This window comes from Methylobacterium sp. Leaf108 (assembly GCF_001423265.1).
In the GTDB taxonomy this organism is placed as follows: domain Bacteria; phylum Pseudomonadota; class Alphaproteobacteria; order Rhizobiales; family Beijerinckiaceae; genus Methylobacterium.
Genome location: NZ_LMND01000012.1, coordinates 425,272 through 441,088 on the forward strand (window position 1 = coordinate 425,272; position 15,817 = coordinate 441,088).

Consider the following 15,817-nt stretch of genomic DNA (forward strand, 5'->3'; position numbering starts at 1 on the left):
CGGATGGCGGTCATCCTCAGGCGCGGCGCGGGCGCCGTGATACGGCTGCCGCTGGCATCGGGCGGAAACCGGATCAGGTCTCGGCGACGATTCTCCCGACGTGTCGCTTGCGCTCGCGCCGGTCGGATCGAGCCGGTCCGACGCTCCGGACGTCCTGCGGACAGGCGGGCGGGGCCGGCAGCCTCAGGCCGCCGCCACCATCGACATCGTCCGAATGATCTCCGCGACCTCGCTCACCGGCTGCGGCCGGCTGAAGAGGTAGCCTTGCAGCTCCTGGCATCCGGCCTGGCAGAGGAGGGTCTTCTGCTCCACCGTCTCGACGCCCTCGGCCACCACGTCCATGCGCAGGGACTGGCCCAGACGGATGACGGCCTTGACGATGGCGAGGCCGTCCTCGCTCTCGACCACGTCGCGGATGAAGCTGCGGTCGATCTTGATCTTGTCGAAGGGAAACCGGCGCAGGTAGCTCAGCGACGAGAATCCGGTGCCGAAATCGTCCATGGCGATGCGCACCCCGAGGGCACGCAGGGCGTGGAGGGTCGCCAGGGTGGCGTCGGAATCCTGCATCATCAACGATTCGGTGATCTCGAGATCGAGCCGCGTCGGCGGCAGTCCCGACCGGCGCAGGGCGCCTTCGACGTCGGCGACGAGATCGCGGTACTGGAACTGCAGGGGCGAGAGGTTGACGGCGACCTTGACGCCCACCGGCCAGGCGACGGCGTCGCGGCAGGCCTGTTCGAGGACCCAGCGGCCGATGTCCGGGATCAGTCCGGCCTCCTCCGCCAGGGGGATGAAGTCGCCGGGCGGCACCACGCCCCGCTCGGGATGGTGCCAGCGCAGCAGCGCCTCGAAGGCGACCACGGCGCCGGATCGCGCGTTCACCAGCGGCTGGTAGTGCAGCAGGAACTGACCGTCCGCGATGGCGACGCGCAGGTCGAGTTCCATCGTGCGCCGGCCCTGCACGCGGGCTTCCATCTCGGGTGCGAAGAACCGGTAGGTGCCGCGGCCCTCGCCCTTGGCGGCATAGAGGGCGAGGTCGGCGTTCTTGAGGAGTTCGTCGGGGGTCTCGCTCCCGTCCACGGTCTGGGCGATGCCGATGCTGACGCCGATGGCGATGTGGTGGCCCTCGATATGGACGGGCTGGCTCAGGGTCGCGATGATCCGTTCGGCCAGCGCGCCGGCGTCCGCCCCCGGCGCATCGCCCCCCAGGACGACGGCGAACTCGTCGCCGCCGAGCCGGATCACCATGCCGGCGTCGCCGGTGGTCCCGACGAGCCGTGTCGCGGTCTCGCGCAGGAGCGCGTCCCCGACGGGATGGCCGAGGGTGTCGTTCACCGACTTGAAGCGGTCGAGGTCGAGGCACAGGACCGAGACCCGGGCGGGATGCCGAACGGCGGCGACCTCAGATTGGAGGTGCTCGCGAAACAGGATGCGGTTGGGCAGCCCGGTCAGGGCATCGTGGCGGACCATCCGGTGCAGGCGGGCTTCGGTGCGCTGGCGCTCGGTGATGTCGTCGTAGGTGACGACGCGGCCGCCGCCGGCCATCGCCTCCTGCGAGACCTCGATGGTGCGTCCGTCCGCGAGCCGGCAATGATACGTGCCCGACCCCGCCTCGGGCCGGTGCGAGGTGGCCCGGCGCTCGGGCAACGCCGCCGCGAGACTCGCCAGCACGTCCTCGCCGTCGAACATCTCGGAGAAGCGGCGGTTCTGGACCAGGAGCCGGTCGTCGCCGTCGTACATGCGCAGGCCCAGGGTCATGTGGTCGAGGGCGGTCTCGAACCGGGCGTTCTGCGAGGCGATCTCGACGTCGTGGCTCGAGGCCTGCTGGGCCATCAGCATTTCGATGAAGCCGATCTTCTCGGCGATGCTGCGCTGCATGGTGGCGAGCGCGGTGAGCAGCAGCCCGGTTTCGTCCGATCTGGCGCCGTCGATGCGGTTGTCGAGCTTGCCCCCGGCGATGGCGGTGGCGATCCCCACCGCCTGGCGGATCGAGGGAACGATCGCCCGGCTCAGCAGCAGGGTGATGAGGAAGGCCGCCACGATCGACCCGGCCATGGCGACGAAGGTCTTCAGCCGGGTCTCCGCCACCAGGGCCTCGGCGGATTGCCGGAGCCGGAAGCCGTCGCTGGCGTAGACCCCGACCGCGCTGTCGAAGGTCCGCTCGATGGCCTCGAAGTCGCGGCGCCCGGGCGATGCCCCGGAGTCCCGCAAGGTCGCCTGAAGCTCGGACACCGCGGCCTGGAGTTGCCGGGCGAGGGCCGCCCCGCGTTCGGACATCGCCCGTTCGCGGGCGACGTCCAGCGCGTCGAGGGTCGATTGCAGTTGGTCGACGAACACCGCCGTGTTGGTCCCGCCCACCGCGATCTCGCGCGAGATGCCGAGGATGATCGCCTGCGCCGAGCGCAGGTAGCTCATCGACTGGAAGGCGTTGTCATAGATGCCGAGTGCGGCGGCGTTCAGCTTGGACTGGGAGTTCTGGGCGAGGAACCCGACGAAGATCGTCACCAGGGTGAGGCTGATGCAGCCGAAAAAGATCTTTGTCCGGATCGACATGATCCACGCTGTCGTCACACTCTCGACTCCATCCGTTCCGCGCTCTGACGCACCGTCCACTCGCGACGCCAGGCCTCGTCGTGCCCACCGTCGGTTCGCGTCCGCGGACGCACAGGCCCGCCCGCCGACCCGCCGTTCGCCAGGGGAGCCGATCGCGGATCCGGCCGGCGCGCACGCGAAACCCGTATCGTACCCCTAAGGTTGCAATACAACTTCAAAGAGCGGAGGCCACGGCCGATGGCCATGGCCGGGCGAGGCCGGCCGTGATCGGGCCGGCGACGCGCTCGCCGCGCGGGACGAGGCAACGCGATCCGGCCCGACGAGACCTCGTGGGCCAAATACCTGCACGCCCTCCTCGGGGGCGGCAAGCCTCTCGCGGTTCATTTCAAGGGCGGGCAGGCGATTTTCGCGGCGCGGGCCGTCATCGGGCATCGGCGGCGGCGAGGCGGACCGCGTCGCGGTGGATGCGGTCGGCCATGGCGCGCACGCCGTTGGAGCGCTGCGGCGTCAGGTGCTCGGCCAAGCCCAGTTCCGTGTAGAGCGCGAAGGCGTCGGTGGCGGCGGCCTCCGACGGGGTCTTGCCGTCGAACAGCGCCACCATCAGGGCCACGAGCCCACGCACGATGTGGGCGTCGCTGTCGCCCCTCACCGACAGGCGGGGTGGCGAGGCCGAACGATCGACCCCGAGGTCGAGCCAGACCTGGCTGGCGCAACCGTGGACCTTGTTGCCTTCGGTCTGCAGATCCTCGCCGCCCGGCGGCAGCGCCCGGCCGAGCTCGATCACGTAGCGATAGCGTTCTTCCCAATCCTCGATGAAGGCAAAATTCTCGACGATGGTCGCGATGGGGGGAAGCATGACGGGCGACACCGATTGTCGACGGGAACGGGGCCGGTCGCGCCGGCGTCCCGGCGCATATAGGCGGCATCGTCGGCGAGGCGAACCCCGTTGCGATGAGGCCGGGCGCCTCAGGGCCCTCCGGGGCGTCTCGGCAGGTTCACGATGGCCGCTTTTGCGAAAGCTGCCTAGTCCGGCACGATCCGGGTAAGCACCTCCGGCAATTGCAGCTCCAGCGGCTCGTCCGGGCCGACCGGACCGCGCACCGCGATCTCGGCCTGGGCGGCATAGGCGGCGATCAGCCGTGGCCCCAGGTTCGGCACGGCTCCGGCCGCACTCCCGCCCGCGCCGTTGCGCGAGGCGATGGAGAGGCGTACCGGCGCGCCGGCCGCCGCATCGATGCGGATCGTGATGGCGCAGGCCACCGAATCGGCGGTGGTGTCGAGGCATTCGGCCACGACTTCGGCCACGATCATGCCCAGGGCGTTGGCGGTGCGCGGCTCCACCAACGTGGTGCCCGTCCCGTCGATGGTGACGCCGATGCGCCCGGCCCGCCGCAACTGCCCGAGGCCGGAGGCGAGGCGGTGGAGATAGTCGCGCAGGTCGATGGAGGCGATGTGGGGGGCCTCGTGCAGGTGCTGCTGCACCAGGGCGATCGCCCTCACCCGCTGCCCGAGGGCCTCGAAGCTGCCGCGGCAGGCGGGCGGGGCGGCGCGGCCGTAGAGGCCGATCAGGCTCACCATCACCTGCAGGTTGTTGCGCACCCGGTGGTAGACCTCCGCCAGAAGCGTCTCCTTCTCGACCAGGGCCGCCTCCGCATGCGCCTCGGCGTTCTTGCGGTCGGTGATGTCGAAGCAGGTCCCGAGGTAGCCGGCGAAATGTCCGTCGTGCTCGATCGGCCGGGCGGTGTCGAGGAGCCAGCGATAGGCGCCGTCGTGGCGGCGCAGGCGGAACTCGGCGGTGAACGATTCCCGCAGGGTGAAGGCCTCTGCCACGAGGGCGAGGAAGCCGGGCGCGTCGTCGGGGTGGATGTTGCGCCGCCAGCCGTGCCCGGCCTCGTCATCGGCGGACCGCCCGGTGAACCGTAGCCAGCTCTCGTTGTGATGGACGGCACGGCCCTCCGTGTCCGAGCGCCACATCATCAACGGCACGTCGTTCGCGAATTGCCGGAAGGCGTCACCCACAAGGCTCTCCGAGGCCATGCCGGTCGCCGATGTGTCCGCACTCATTCTCAATCCGATCCGCCCGTCGCATGCCGTCCGTGTTCAGAGACTCCCGACGGCGGTTCAACGTGTCCCGGATGGCGCCGTTCCAGGCCCGCGCCGGTGACGGACACGGCACAGGTTCCAGGGCGGCGGGCGGTCCGTCGCGGCGGGATGTCCCCACCGGGACGGGGCTGGTTCGCGGGGAGGGTCATGGGCGAGCGCCAGTGGTTCCGACTCCGGGTCGCCGGGCGCCGATCGAAGGCGTCGCCGACCCCGTTTCGGGCGCCTACCTCGCCCAGGTGCCCGCCGTGCGCAACCCCGGGGTCGTGGGCGACGCCTATCCCAGGGCACCGGCGATGGCGGTGACGATGCGCGGATCGTTGGGCTCGACGAAGGAGGGATAGGCGCCGAGGATGTCGCCGTCGCGGCCGATCAGATATTTGTGGAAGTTCCAGTTGGGAACCGTGCCCGGCTTCTCGGCCGCCGCCCAGCGATAGAACGGATGCGCCTTGGGTCCCCGCACATGGGTCTTCGACACGACGGGGAAGGTGACGCCGTGGTTGGCGCGGGCGGCCTCCGCGATGGCCATCCCGTCCAGGGGCTCCTGGTTGCCGAAATCGGGCGAGGGCACCGCGATGACGGTGAGCCCCCTGTCGCCGAACCGGGTCCACAGGGCCTGGAGACCCGAGAACTGCCCGGCATAGCCGCAGGAGGTGGCGGTGTTGACGATCAGGATCGGCTTGCCGGCGTGAGCCGACAGGGGGAGCGTGCCGCCCTCCGGCCTGTCGAAGCCGAAGCTGGCGGCTGTCTCCCCGGCCGCGCGGACGGGGCGGGCGGCGAGGCAAAAGCCGAGGAGGAGGAGCGCCTGGCGGCGGGGAATCGACGGCGAGGAGAACGACGCTGAGGACGACATGGACGCTCCATAGCTGGCAAAGCCGGCGGCCGTTGCCGCCACGGCATCGACCAGCAAGATAGGCCATCGGGGCGGAGCCGCCATCGTAGCGTCGCCGCAGGGGGAACCTTTCCCACGGGGTCGGCTTGTGCGTGAGCCATTCACGAACAACGGATCAGACACACGCCATGCGCAACCTGCTGCTGGGAACGACCCTCCTCGTCGCGAGCACGACGCTGGCCCTCGGCCAGGCGCCCACTGCGCAGGCCCCGGCGCCGGCCGCCCCCGCGACGCTCGCCAACGACCTGCGTCCCACCTTCGTCGCCCAGGCCGCGACGGACAGGGTGACCTCGAAGCTGATCGGCCTGACGATCCAGAACGGCGCCAACGAGACCATCGGAGAGATCGCCGACATCGTCCTCGACGAGTCGAGCACGATCAAGGCCTGGATCGTGGGCGTCGGCGGCTTCCTCGGCATCGGCACGAAGTACGTCGCCATCGACCCGAGCGCCCTCAAGCTCACGCGCGTCGACGACAAGACGATGAAGGCGTCCATCGAGACGACGAAGGACCAGATCCGCGCGGCACCGGAATACATCTATCTCGGCGCCGCCAAACCGAACGAGGCCAAGCCCGCGGCTAGCGACGTCAAGCCCACGGCCGGCGACGGCAAGCCCGTGACGACCGACACCAAGCCGGCCGCCGCCGACATGCCCGCCACCACCGAGACCAAGCCCAACTGACAAGCCGATCGACATGGGATGCGGGGCGAATCGGGGTGACCCGCACCGCCCCGCGAGCCCGCATGTGTCTGCCGACCGTCCCTCTGGCGGCCCGAATCGGCCCGACACCGTCAGTAAGGTTCAGTCCCGACTGGCCAAGGCTTCGCGCACGGTGGACGCCACCGCGTCCGCCCGCGGGTCGGGGGCCACGAACATCGCGCGCGGGGCGATTCCCGCGGCTTCGCACCACGCCGTGTCGGTGAGGTCGCTGGCGAAGACGATGCGCAGGTCCGGCCGCAGGGCGCGTGCCTCGACGGCGAGCTTGGCCGAGCAGAGCTCGCCCTGAAGCGTCACGTCGGTGACGAGGACGTCGACGGGCAGGCCAAGCGCCAGGACGGTCATCGCATCGACGCCGCAGTCGACGGTGGTCGCGGTGTAGCCCGCCCGCCTGATCTGGCAGGCGACCTCGTCGCGCCAGTGCTTCTGCCGTCCCGCGATCAGGACCTGGACCCCGTAGGCGCCGCCCTGGTTGCCAGAGGCCGGCCGGGAAATGGTTCGCGGCGAAACGGATCGCGGCATGGAAACGTCCCGGGCGTTCTGCGACATCCGCGTGCTCGTCACCTCGTTCGCGTTGCGTTGCAGCATGCTACGTCACGATGCATTCATGAGACAAGCCTGCGAGGCGCCGCGAAACGGAACCCGCATGGTGAATTCTTGAGCAGCCTCCCGCGTTCCACCGGTTGACGCGCGAACCCGAGGCGGGGCAACTCCGGCCGCGCCAGCCACCGCCAGAATCGCCGCGTGGCGAACAGCCGGAGTCGCTCCACGATGTCGTCAGGCAAAGCCGTTCCCGTCTCGCCCCTGGCCCCCGAGACGATCCCCGACCTGCCGGCCCTCGACGGCGTCGGGATCGCCACGGCGCAGGCCGGCATCCGGTATGCCGGGCGCACCGACGTGCTCTACCTCTCGCTGGCCGAGGGCACGCAGGCGGCGGGCGTCTTCACCCGCTCGAAATGCCCCTCGGCACCGGTGGACTGGTGCCGCGCCGCTCTCGAGAGCCCCGGCGCCCGCGCCCTGGTGGTCAACTCGGGCAACGCCAACGCCTTCACCGGCGCCCTCGGCCGCGATGCGGTGGTGCTCACCGCCGCCATCGCCGCGCGCGCCGCCGGCTGCCGGCCCGAGGACGTGTTCATCGCCTCCACCGGCGTCATCGGCGAGCCGCTGGACGCCAACAAGTTCGAGGGCGTGCTGGCCGATTGCGCCGGCCGCACCGAGGCCGGCTCTGCCGCCTGGGCGGCGGCGGCGCAGGCGATCATGACCACCGACACCTTCCCCAAGCTCGCCACCCGCCGCGCCGAGATCGACGGGGTCAGCGTCACCATCAACGGCATCGCCAAGGGGGCGGGCATGATCGCCCCCGACATGGCGACGATGCTCGCCTTCGCCTTCACCGACGCGGCGCTGCCGCAGGCGGTGCTGCAGGCGCTGCTCTCGGCCGGTACCGCCAGGAGCTTCAATTGCGTCACGGTGGACGGCGACACCTCCACCTCCGACACGCTGATGCTGTTCGCCACCGCCAAAGCCGGCAACCCGGCGGTCGCTGATGCCGCCGACCCGCGCCTGTCCGGCTTCAAGGCGGCCCTCGACGACCTCCTCATCGAGCTCGCCCAACTCGTGGCCAAGGACGGCGAGGGCGCGCGCAAGTTCGTCACCGTCGAGGTCGGCGGTGCCGCGGACGACGCCTCCGCCCACCGGATCGCGATGTCGATCGCCAACTCGCCCCTGGTCAAGACGGCCATCGCCGGCGAGGACGCCAACTGGGGCCGGGTCGTCATGGCGGTGGGCAAGGCCGGCGAGCCGGCCGACCGCGACCGGCTCTCGATCTGGTTCGGCGACATCCGCGTCGCCCACCAGGGCGCGCGCGATCCGGCCTACAGCGAGGAGGCCGCCAGCGCGGTGATGCGCGAGCCCGACGTGACCGTGCGGGTCGACATCGGCCTGGGCGACGGCACGGCCCGCGTGTGGACCTGCGACCTCACCTCCGGCTACATCGCCATCAACGGGGACTACCGGTCGTGAGCGTCTTCGTGAGCGCCACGGCATGAGGCTCCTCCTCGTCGTCGCGGTGGCCCTCGTCGACACGGACGGCCGGGTGCTGCTGGCGCAGCGCCCGCCGGGCAAGCAGCTCGCCGGGCTCTGGGAGTTCCCCGGCGGCAAGGTCGAGGCCAACGAGCGGCCGGAGGACACGCTGATCCGCGAACTGTCCGAAGAGCTCGGGATCACGGTCGCCGAGCCGTGCCTGGCGCCGCTGACCTTCGCGAGCCACGCCTATCCCGATTTCCACCTGCTGATGCCGCTCTACGTCTGCCGGCGCTGGGAGGGTACGCCCGCCCCCCTCGAAGGCCAGGCCCTGGCCTGGGTGCGCCCGCGCGACCTCAGGGACAAGCCGATGCCCCCGGCCGACGCGCCGCTGATCCCGGTCTTGGTGGATCTGCTGGGACCGTAAGGTGAGGACGACCGCCGAGTGCCACGGCAGGGTGCCGCGCATCAAACAGGTGCCGACGAACGGTGGCGCCCCCATCGTGACCGCCTTCCTCGACCGTCGTCGGAGACGCCTCCCGTGAAGTCGCGGTACGATGCGGAGACGGACGCGCTGTCCGTGTGCTTCGCCGATGCTCCCGTCGTGGAGAGCGAGGAAGTGCGGCCCGGCCTCGTGCTGGATTTCGACGCGACCGGGCGGATCGTGGCCGTCGAGATTCTCGACGCGTCGGAGCATTTGGCCATCGGTGCCGACCTCGAGCATTTCACGGCAGCTTGAAGGCCGTTCCGCTCTGCGATGAGGCAATCGATCCGGTCTCAGGGAAAGACGTAGAGCATCGCCTCACCCCCTCGCGACCTCCTCGATGGCGTCGACCCGGCTGGGATAGAAGGCGAGGTGGTCCTTGATCGCGGCGACCTCCGCCTTGGGGTCCTCGTAGCTCCAGACCACGTCGGGCCGGAGCGTGCCGTCGACGGTCACCGCGTAGTAGCTGGCGTCGCCCTTGTGGGGGCAGTGGGTGCGGGTGGCGGTCCTGGTGAACAGCTCCCAGCGCACGTCGGCCCGCGGAATGTAGAGCACCGGACTCGACCGGCCCTCCACCAGCCGCAGGGCGGCGTCCGATTCCGCCAGGACGATACCGCCGAGGGTGACGCGGACGCGGCTCGGGTTCGGGGCGATGCTGATGGCGCTCATGGCTCTCTCGACGGTTCGGTGACGGGGATGTGTTCGGTGGTGCCGAGCGCGTCGGCGAGGCGGGTGCGGGCGCTGCCGGGCCTGAGCGGCTTCTGCTGGCTGTCGTGCGGGGCCCATCCCGAGACCCAGACGATCTCGAAGCTCGCCCGCAGCCGCCCGTCCGCATCCGCGAACCGCTCGGCGTAGAGGGCGGCTGCGCGCAGCAGGGTGGCGCGGCGCAGCGGCGTGCGGCGGCGCTCGGTGAGGGCGTTGGTCATCCCCATCGCCCTCAGGTCGCGCATCAGGGCGAAGGGGTCGGCGTAGCGAACGGTGACGAGGTCGGCATCGGTGACGGGAAGGGCAAAGCCCGCCCGCTGCAGCAACCCGCCGATCGCGCGCACGTCGGCGAAGGGCGCCACCCGCGGGCTGACCCCGCCTTCGAGCTCGGCCTCGGCCTCGCCGAAGACCTGGCGCAGCTCGGTGAGGCTGCGCCCGCCCAGGAGGCAGCCGACGAAGAGCCCGTCCGGCTTCAGGGCCCGGCGCAGTTGCACCAACGCGCCGGGCAGGTCGTTGACCTGATGCAGGGCCAGAAGCGACACCGCGAGGTCGAAGCGGCCGGGCGCCAGCGGCAGCGCCTCGGGGTCGCCCACCGCCGCGAGGTCGCCCGAACCGTCCGCGACCGGGGCGATCCGCACCACCGTCCCGGCCCGGCCGGAGGCACGCAGCCGCACCGCGGCGGCGGGGGTCGGCGTGGCCAGGTCCACCGCGAGGTCGAAGCGGCGCAGCACGGCGCCGAGCCGGTCGTCGAGATCCTCCGCCGCGCGGTCCACGAGGAAGCCGGCATAGCCCCCACGGTGCGCGCGGATCAGGCGAGCGCGGATCAACGCGGTGTCGAACAGGGGCGGCGGAACGGACATGATCCTCTCACATGGAGCAGCGGCGGCGGGCGGCCAGCCTCGCCGCGGTGGCGATACCACCAGGAACGTTCGTACGAACGACGGCGTTCTTTCATCCGTCGATCCAGCAGTGGGACATCGTCACATGACATCCACGATCATCAGACACACGGTCCTGGGGTTTGCCATGGCCCTCGCCGTCCTCGGCGCCGCGCCGGAGGCACAGGCCAAGGGCTGCATCAAGGGCGCCATCGTCGGTGGCGTCGCCGGCCACATGGCCGGCCACGGCGTGATGGGTGCCGTCGCCGGCTGCGCCGTCGGCCGCCACCAGGCCAACAAGCAGGACAAGCAGACCACCACGCGCTGACCGAGCGCGACCCGCCCCGGCGGAACTCGCTCCCGCCGGGGCGCCGGCTTGCCAATGCATGCGTGCCGGGTAGGATCGCGGTCGTGCCGCGGACCAGCCTCGATGCCCACCGCCCTCCGTCATCTGCGTTCGGGCCTCGCGACCGCCTGGACCGCGACCCTCGGCATCGTCTATCCGCCGACCTGCGTCGGCTGCGGCGGCGCCACCGCCGATCCCCACGCCCTGTGCCCGTCGTGCTGGTCGCGGCTGCGGCTGATCGAGGAGCCGGTCTGCCCGCGCCTGGGCACGCCCTTCCCCGTGGATCTCGGCGTCGGCCCTCTCCTGTCGCCGCGGGCCATCGCCGACCCGCCGGTGTTCGACCGGGCGCGGGCGGTGGCGATCCACGACGACGTCGCCCGCCGGCTCGTCCACCGCCTGAAGTACGAGGACCGCCTCGACCTCGCCGCCGCCATGGCCGGCATGATGGCGCGGGCGGGCGCGCAGCTGCTGGCGGAGGCCGACGCGGTCGTGCCGGTGCCGCTCCATCGCCTGCGCCTGTGGCGGCGGCGCTTCAACCAGGCCGCCCTCCTCGCGCGTCCGTTGGCGCGTCGGCACGGGCTCGCCTACGATCCCGCCTGCCTCGCCCGCGTCCGTGCGACCCGCTCGCAGGTCGGCCTGAGCCGCACGGCGCGGGCGACCAACCTCCAGGGGGCCTTCGCGGTCCCCAAGGACGCCAGGGCCCGGCTCCAGGGCCGGAGAATCCTCCTGATCGACGACGTCAGCACCACCGGCGCCACCGCCAATGCCGCCGCCCGCGCCCTGATCCGCGGCGGGGCGGAGGCGGTCGACCTCCTCACCTTCGCCCTGGTTCCGGGCGGGGCCGACTAGAGATCGTCGCAAGCTCGCAGAGACACCCGAGAAACATCGGCGTGGTCGATGGGGGTGCCAGCGGACGACCGGGCTCGCGCGTTCCACGTGGAACACCGCGTCCGGCCACCGGCAGGGCCGGAACCGCCGGGGACCGCACCGCGATGGAACGGAGGACGCCATGGCCCGTCTCGTGAGCCGCATCCTCGGGGCGGGTGCCGAGGGAACGCGAGCGATCGGCTCGCGGCCCCGCAGCGTCGGCGCCCAGCTCGCCCTGCTCGTGGTGCTGACGGTGGTCGTCACGCATGTGCTCATCGCGGCGGCCTTCTTCCTGATGGGGCCGGCGAGCTTTGCCGGGGGCGACACCCCGGGCGGCAACACCAACCGGTTCGCCGTCATCCTGCGCATGATCGAGGCGACGCCCGAGGACAGGCGGCGGGCGATCTTCACCCTCGCCAAGGAGGTCGAGCCGGCCCTCGCCCTGACCTGGGAAGAGAGGACGGGGGAGGACGATCCGGCGGCGCAAGGGTCGGCGGCCTCGACGAACCATCCGCAGGGGCCGCGGCTGCTCCAGATCCTGGGGCCGGGCTATCGCCTCGTGCCGATGCCGTGGCGCGCCGGCGACGGCACCGAGGCCGGGCGCGTGGCGGTGGTCACCCCCGCCGGCCTGCGCATCTCGGCCACCCTGCCCTTCCGCCTGGGGCCGCTGCCGACGCGGTGGGGGCCGGTACTGGGCACGACCATCTTCCTCGCGATCATGCTCGTGGTGCTGTCGCTGTGGGCGGCCCGCGCCCTGGCGGCTCCCCTCAGGCGGCTGGCGGAGGCCGCCGAGGCCTTCGGCAACGTCGACGATTCCACCCCCCTGCCCGAGCGCGGGCCGGCGGAAGTGCTCACCGTCTCGCGGGCGCTCGGGCGGATGCGCGACCGCGTCAAGCGGCTCATCGACGACCGCACCCGGATGCTGGCGGCCATCAGCCACGACCTGCGGACCCCGATCACCCGGATGCGCCTGCGCGCGGAGTTCATCGAGGACGACCACGCCCGCGCCATGACCCTGCGCGACCTCGACCAGATGAACGCGCTGGTGGAGGCCGCCCTCTCCTACGTGCGCGACGGCCGCACCGACGAGCGCATGGGCACCCTCGACCTCGCCGCCCTGGTCCAGACCGTCTGCGACGGCTTCGCGGACGTGGGTGCCGACGTCGAGGCCGAGACCCTGCGCCACGTCCTCGTCAACGGCCGCTCGGACGACCTCTGCCGGGCGCTCACCAACCTCGTCGACAACGCCGTCAAGTACGGCGGGCGGGTGCGGGTGGGGATGTCGGCGACGGCGACGGGGGCGAGCGTATCGATCGCCGACGAGGGGCCGGGCATCCCGCCCGAGGAGCATGCGGCGATGCTGCGTCCCTTCGTGCGCGGCGACCGGGCGCGCAACCTCGACGGCACGCCCGGCTTCGGGCTCGGCCTGTCGATCGCGGTCGCGATCGCGGAGGCGCACGGTGGCAGCCTCGACCTGTCCGCCCGCGCGCCGCACGGCCTCGTGGCCACCCTCCACCTGCCGCGGGCCGGCGGGATGGCGCGGGTGGCCGAAGCGCCCTCCCCCCGGGTCGGCGAGGCGGCGGCGGCCGGGGCGTGAACCGGGCCCGGGCACGGTCCAGCCCCGCACAAGCGTCTCGCCCTATCCCGGCTGCGATCTTGAACGTCCCACCAGGGAGACAGCAGCCTTGAGCGTCCTCGTCGGCCTCGTCATCGCGATCGGTTCCATGCTCGGCGGCTTCGTCGCCATGGGCGGCCACCTGATCGTCATCTGGCAACCCTGGGAATACGTCATCATCTGCGGCATGGCCGCGGGCACCTTCGTCATCGCCAACCCGATGAAGACGGTGGTGGATTCCGGGCGCGCCTCCCTGGAGGCCCTCACCGGCAAGGTGCCCAAGCGCAAGGACTACCTCGCCCTGCTCGGGCTCCTGCACGCGCTGATGCGCGAGCTCAAGAACAAGCCCCGCAACGAAGTCGAGCCCCACCTCGACGACCCCGCCAATTCCGAGCTGTTCAAGGCCTATCCCGACGTCGCCAAGAACACCGACCTCGTGATGTTCATCTGCGACTACGCCCGCCTGATCCTGATCGGCAACGCCCGCTCCCACGAGATCGAGGCCCTGATGGACGAGGAGATCGGCAGCCAGCGCCGCGACGCGCTCAAGCCCTACGGCGCCATCACCACCGTGGCCGAGGCGCTGCCGGCGCTCGGCATCGTCGCGGCGGTGCTCGGCATCGTGAAGGCCATGGGGGCGCTGGACCAGTCGCCGCAGATCCTCGGCGGCCTCATCGGCGCGGCGCTGGTGGGCACCTTCGTCGGCATCTTCCTGTCCTACGGCATGCTCGCGCCCTTCGCGATCAAGGTGAAGACCACCCGCGAGAAGCAGGGCCGCGTCTACGTCATCGTCAAGCAGAGCCTGCTCGCCTACATGAACGGCGCCGTGCCGCAGATCGCGGTGGAGCACGGCCGCAAGGGCATCTCGTCGGGCGACCGGCCCACCATCGACGAGGTCGAGAACGCGACCGTCACCGGCGGAGCCCAGCGGGAGGCCGCATGACCGATCGACCGACCATCGAGCCGGGGCGCATCGACCTCAAGACCCGCCTCAAGGAGGCGGGCGACCTCTCCCTCGAACGGCTGCCGATGCTGGCGGTGGTGTTCGACCGCCTCACCAGCGCCTGCACCGACAACCTCAAGCACCTCGTCGCCTCCTCGGTGTTCTTCTCGTTCAGCGGCGTGCGCAGCGGCCCCTTCGGCGAGATGCTCGACGCCTACGAGGACAACGCGGTGGCGGGCATCTTCCACGCCGCCGAGTGGGACAGCCACATCCTGGTGGCCCTCGACCGCGACTTCATCTTCACGATGGTCGAGGCCCTGTTCGGCTCGGACGGCGGCGAACCGCCGGTGGAGGACGAGCGGCCGTTCTCGGCGATCGAACTGCGGCTGGCCAACCTCGTGTTCGAGCAGATCGGCAAGGCGCTGGAATCCTCGTTCTCCCTGGTCTCGGCCACGACCTTCCGCATGGAGCGCGCCGAGACCCGGATGGAGTTCGCGGTGATCGGCGGGCGCACCAACAAGGCCGTCGAGGCCAAGTTCATGATCCAGTCGCTCAACCGGGGCGGCGAGATGTGCGTGCTGTTTCCGCAATCGGTGCTCAACCCGATGCGGCCGAGCCTGTCCAAGGTCCTCACCGGCGAGTCCGCCGCCCGCGACCCGCACTGGACCCGGCAGATGGCGGCGGAGGTCCAGAAGGCGCAGGTCACCCTGCGGGCGGTGCTCGAGGAGCGCACCCTGACGCTGGGCGAGATCGCCGACCTCAAGGTCGGCCAGGTGATCGGCCTCGACGCCACCCCGAGCACGCGGGTGATGCTCGAGGGCAACGACAGGCCGCTGTTCTGGTGCCATATGGGGCAGGCGCAGGGGTCCTACGTCCTGCGCGTCGACGAGGCCATTGCGCAGGGAAAGGAAGCCACCGAAGATGACGCCGCTCGTTGACACCGTCCTGCTGCTGGCCCTGATCGCGACGAGCGCCTGCGTGGTGCCGATGTATCTCAAGCTCAAGCGCCTCGACCGGACGCAGGCCGAGTACGGCCGCATCTTCGCCCAGTCGGGCCAAGCGCTCCACAGCGCCGGCGAGGCGGTGCGCGGCTTCAGCACCGAGGGTCGCGAGATCCTCGAGGCGCTGACCGTGAAGATCGACGAGGCCCGCCGGACCCTGTCCGACCTCGAGGAGAGCCGCCGGCGCCTGACCTCGGAGGCCGCCACCTCCCGGGACGGCCACGCCCGCGGGGGCTAGACCCCTCCCGCGCCCCCTCCCGCGACCCCTCACCCGTCCCGCCTAGACCCCACACGACAACCCCCCAGAGCGGCCGATGACCGACAGCCCCTTCGACCGAGCCGGCACCGCCCCCCCGGGTGCAGCGCCGGCCTTCCCGAACATCCCGCCGGCCGCCACGGGCGAGCCGCGGGTCGGCGACGGCCGCAACCTCGATTCGATCCTGCGCATCCCGGTCCTGATCCAGGTGGTGCTCGGCTCGGCGACCATGCCGGTGGCCGACCTGATGAAGCTCGGCCGCGGCGCCATCGTCCCCCTCGACCACCGGGTCGGCGAGCCGGTGGACATCACCGTCAACGGCCGGGTCGTGGCCCGCGGCGAGATCGTGGTGGTGGAGGAGGACAATTCCCGCTTCGGCGTGTCGCTGACCGAGATCGTCGGCCCGGCCGACGCCGGCCAGAACGGCTGAGGCGGG

The 15,817-nt window shown here is 71.3% G+C and carries 18 protein-coding genes; 11 read left to right on the forward strand and 7 right to left on the reverse strand.

The window, feature by feature from the left end; all coding sequences use genetic code 11:
- Positions 1-183: 183 nt before the first annotated feature.
- The 4 genes from ASF39_RS10195 to ASF39_RS10210 form a co-directional block, all read right to left on the reverse strand.
- Complete coding sequence (locus ASF39_RS10195; RefSeq protein WP_056283334.1) at positions 184-2,553, reverse strand: EAL domain-containing protein; 2,370 nt, start codon at positions 2,551-2,553, stop codon at positions 184-186.
- Positions 2,554-2,974: 421 nt separating this feature from the next.
- A complete protein-coding gene (locus ASF39_RS10200) occupies positions 2,975-3,409 on the reverse strand; it encodes a SufE family protein (protein WP_056283336.1) in 435 nt (144 codons plus the stop codon).
- Between the two features lie 167 nt (positions 3,410-3,576).
- On the reverse strand, positions 3,577-4,617 hold the full coding sequence (locus ASF39_RS10205) for a PAS domain S-box protein (RefSeq protein ID WP_056283339.1): 1,041 nt from the start codon (positions 4,615-4,617) through the stop codon (positions 3,577-3,579).
- Positions 4,618-4,930: 313 nt separating this feature from the next.
- Positions 4,931-5,506: a glutathione peroxidase gene (locus tag ASF39_RS10210; protein WP_056283590.1), complete on the reverse strand. Its 576-nt coding sequence runs from the start codon at positions 5,504-5,506 to the stop codon at positions 4,931-4,933.
- Positions 5,507-5,673: 167 nt separating this feature from the next.
- Here ASF39_RS10210 and ASF39_RS10215 point away from each other — a divergent pair, with 167 nt between their 5' ends.
- Entirely contained in the window at positions 5,674-6,228 is a 555-nt protein-coding gene (locus ASF39_RS10215) for a PRC-barrel domain-containing protein (protein WP_056283341.1), read from the forward strand.
- 120 nt (positions 6,229-6,348) lie between these two features.
- On the opposite strand, the gene ASF39_RS10220 is transcribed toward ASF39_RS10215, so the two are convergent.
- Positions 6,349-6,786, reverse strand: a complete 438-nt coding sequence (locus ASF39_RS10220) for a hypothetical protein (protein WP_055887424.1) — start codon at positions 6,784-6,786, stop codon at positions 6,349-6,351.
- Between the two features lie 249 nt (positions 6,787-7,035).
- On the opposite strand from ASF39_RS10220, the gene argJ reads away from it, so the two are divergent.
- The 3 genes from argJ to ASF39_RS10235 all read left to right on the forward strand — a co-directional run bounded on the left by argJ (position 7,036) and on the right by ASF39_RS10235 (position 9,025).
- On the forward strand, positions 7,036-8,286 hold the full coding sequence (argJ, locus tag ASF39_RS10225) for a bifunctional glutamate N-acetyltransferase/amino-acid acetyltransferase ArgJ (RefSeq protein WP_056283345.1): 1,251 nt from the start codon (positions 7,036-7,038) through the stop codon (positions 8,284-8,286).
- Positions 8,287-8,308: 22 nt separating this feature from the next.
- On the forward strand, positions 8,309-8,713 hold the full coding sequence (locus tag ASF39_RS10230) for a (deoxy)nucleoside triphosphate pyrophosphohydrolase (protein WP_056283348.1): 405 nt from the start codon (positions 8,309-8,311) through the stop codon (positions 8,711-8,713).
- Positions 8,714-8,827: 114 nt separating this feature from the next.
- Positions 8,828-9,025, forward strand: coding sequence for a DUF2283 domain-containing protein (locus tag ASF39_RS10235; protein ID WP_056283351.1), 198 nt, complete (start codon positions 8,828-8,830; stop codon positions 9,023-9,025).
- Positions 9,026-9,088: 63 nt separating this feature from the next.
- On the opposite strand, the gene ASF39_RS10240 is transcribed toward ASF39_RS10235, so the two are convergent.
- Together ASF39_RS10240 and ASF39_RS10245 are read right to left on the reverse strand one after the other, a co-directional pair.
- Complete coding sequence (locus tag ASF39_RS10240; RefSeq protein ID WP_055886947.1) at positions 9,089-9,439, reverse strand: DUF427 domain-containing protein; 351 nt, start codon at positions 9,437-9,439, stop codon at positions 9,089-9,091.
- Complete coding sequence (locus ASF39_RS10245; protein WP_056283355.1) at positions 9,436-10,335, reverse strand: methyltransferase domain-containing protein; 900 nt, start codon at positions 10,333-10,335, stop codon at positions 9,436-9,438. Before ASF39_RS10245 ends, ASF39_RS10240 begins: the two co-directional genes overlap by 4 nt.
- Positions 10,336-10,459: 124 nt before the next feature.
- Here ASF39_RS10245 and ASF39_RS10250 point away from each other — a divergent pair, with 124 nt between their 5' ends.
- From ASF39_RS10250 to fliN, 7 genes are all read left to right on the forward strand, one after another.
- Positions 10,460-10,681, forward strand: a complete 222-nt coding sequence (locus ASF39_RS10250; protein WP_056283359.1) for a hypothetical protein — start codon at positions 10,460-10,462, stop codon at positions 10,679-10,681.
- 102 nt (positions 10,682-10,783) lie between these two features.
- On the forward strand, positions 10,784-11,548 hold the full coding sequence (locus ASF39_RS10255; RefSeq protein WP_056283363.1) for a ComF family protein: 765 nt from the start codon (positions 10,784-10,786) through the stop codon (positions 11,546-11,548).
- A 160-nt stretch (positions 11,549-11,708) separates the two neighbouring features.
- Positions 11,709-13,163: an ATP-binding protein gene (locus tag ASF39_RS10260; RefSeq protein ID WP_082494472.1), complete on the forward strand. Its 1,455-nt coding sequence runs from the start codon at positions 11,709-11,711 to the stop codon at positions 13,161-13,163.
- A gap of 88 nt (positions 13,164-13,251) precedes the next feature.
- Positions 13,252-14,124, forward strand: a complete 873-nt coding sequence (gene motA, locus ASF39_RS10265; RefSeq protein WP_056283366.1) for a flagellar motor stator protein MotA — start codon at positions 13,252-13,254, stop codon at positions 14,122-14,124.
- Positions 14,121-15,062, forward strand: a complete 942-nt coding sequence (locus tag ASF39_RS10270; protein ID WP_056283369.1) for a FliM/FliN family flagellar motor switch protein — start codon at positions 14,121-14,123, stop codon at positions 15,060-15,062. Before motA ends, ASF39_RS10270 begins: the two co-directional genes overlap by 4 nt.
- Complete coding sequence (locus tag ASF39_RS10275; protein ID WP_055886960.1) at positions 15,046-15,363, forward strand: hypothetical protein; 318 nt, start codon at positions 15,046-15,048, stop codon at positions 15,361-15,363. The genes ASF39_RS10270 and ASF39_RS10275 overlap by 17 nt, the downstream gene beginning before the upstream one ends.
- 76 nt (positions 15,364-15,439) lie before the next feature.
- Complete coding sequence (gene fliN, locus ASF39_RS10280) at positions 15,440-15,811, forward strand: flagellar motor switch protein FliN (protein ID WP_055886962.1); 372 nt, start codon at positions 15,440-15,442, stop codon at positions 15,809-15,811.
- The last annotated feature ends 6 nt before the right edge of the window (positions 15,812-15,817 follow it).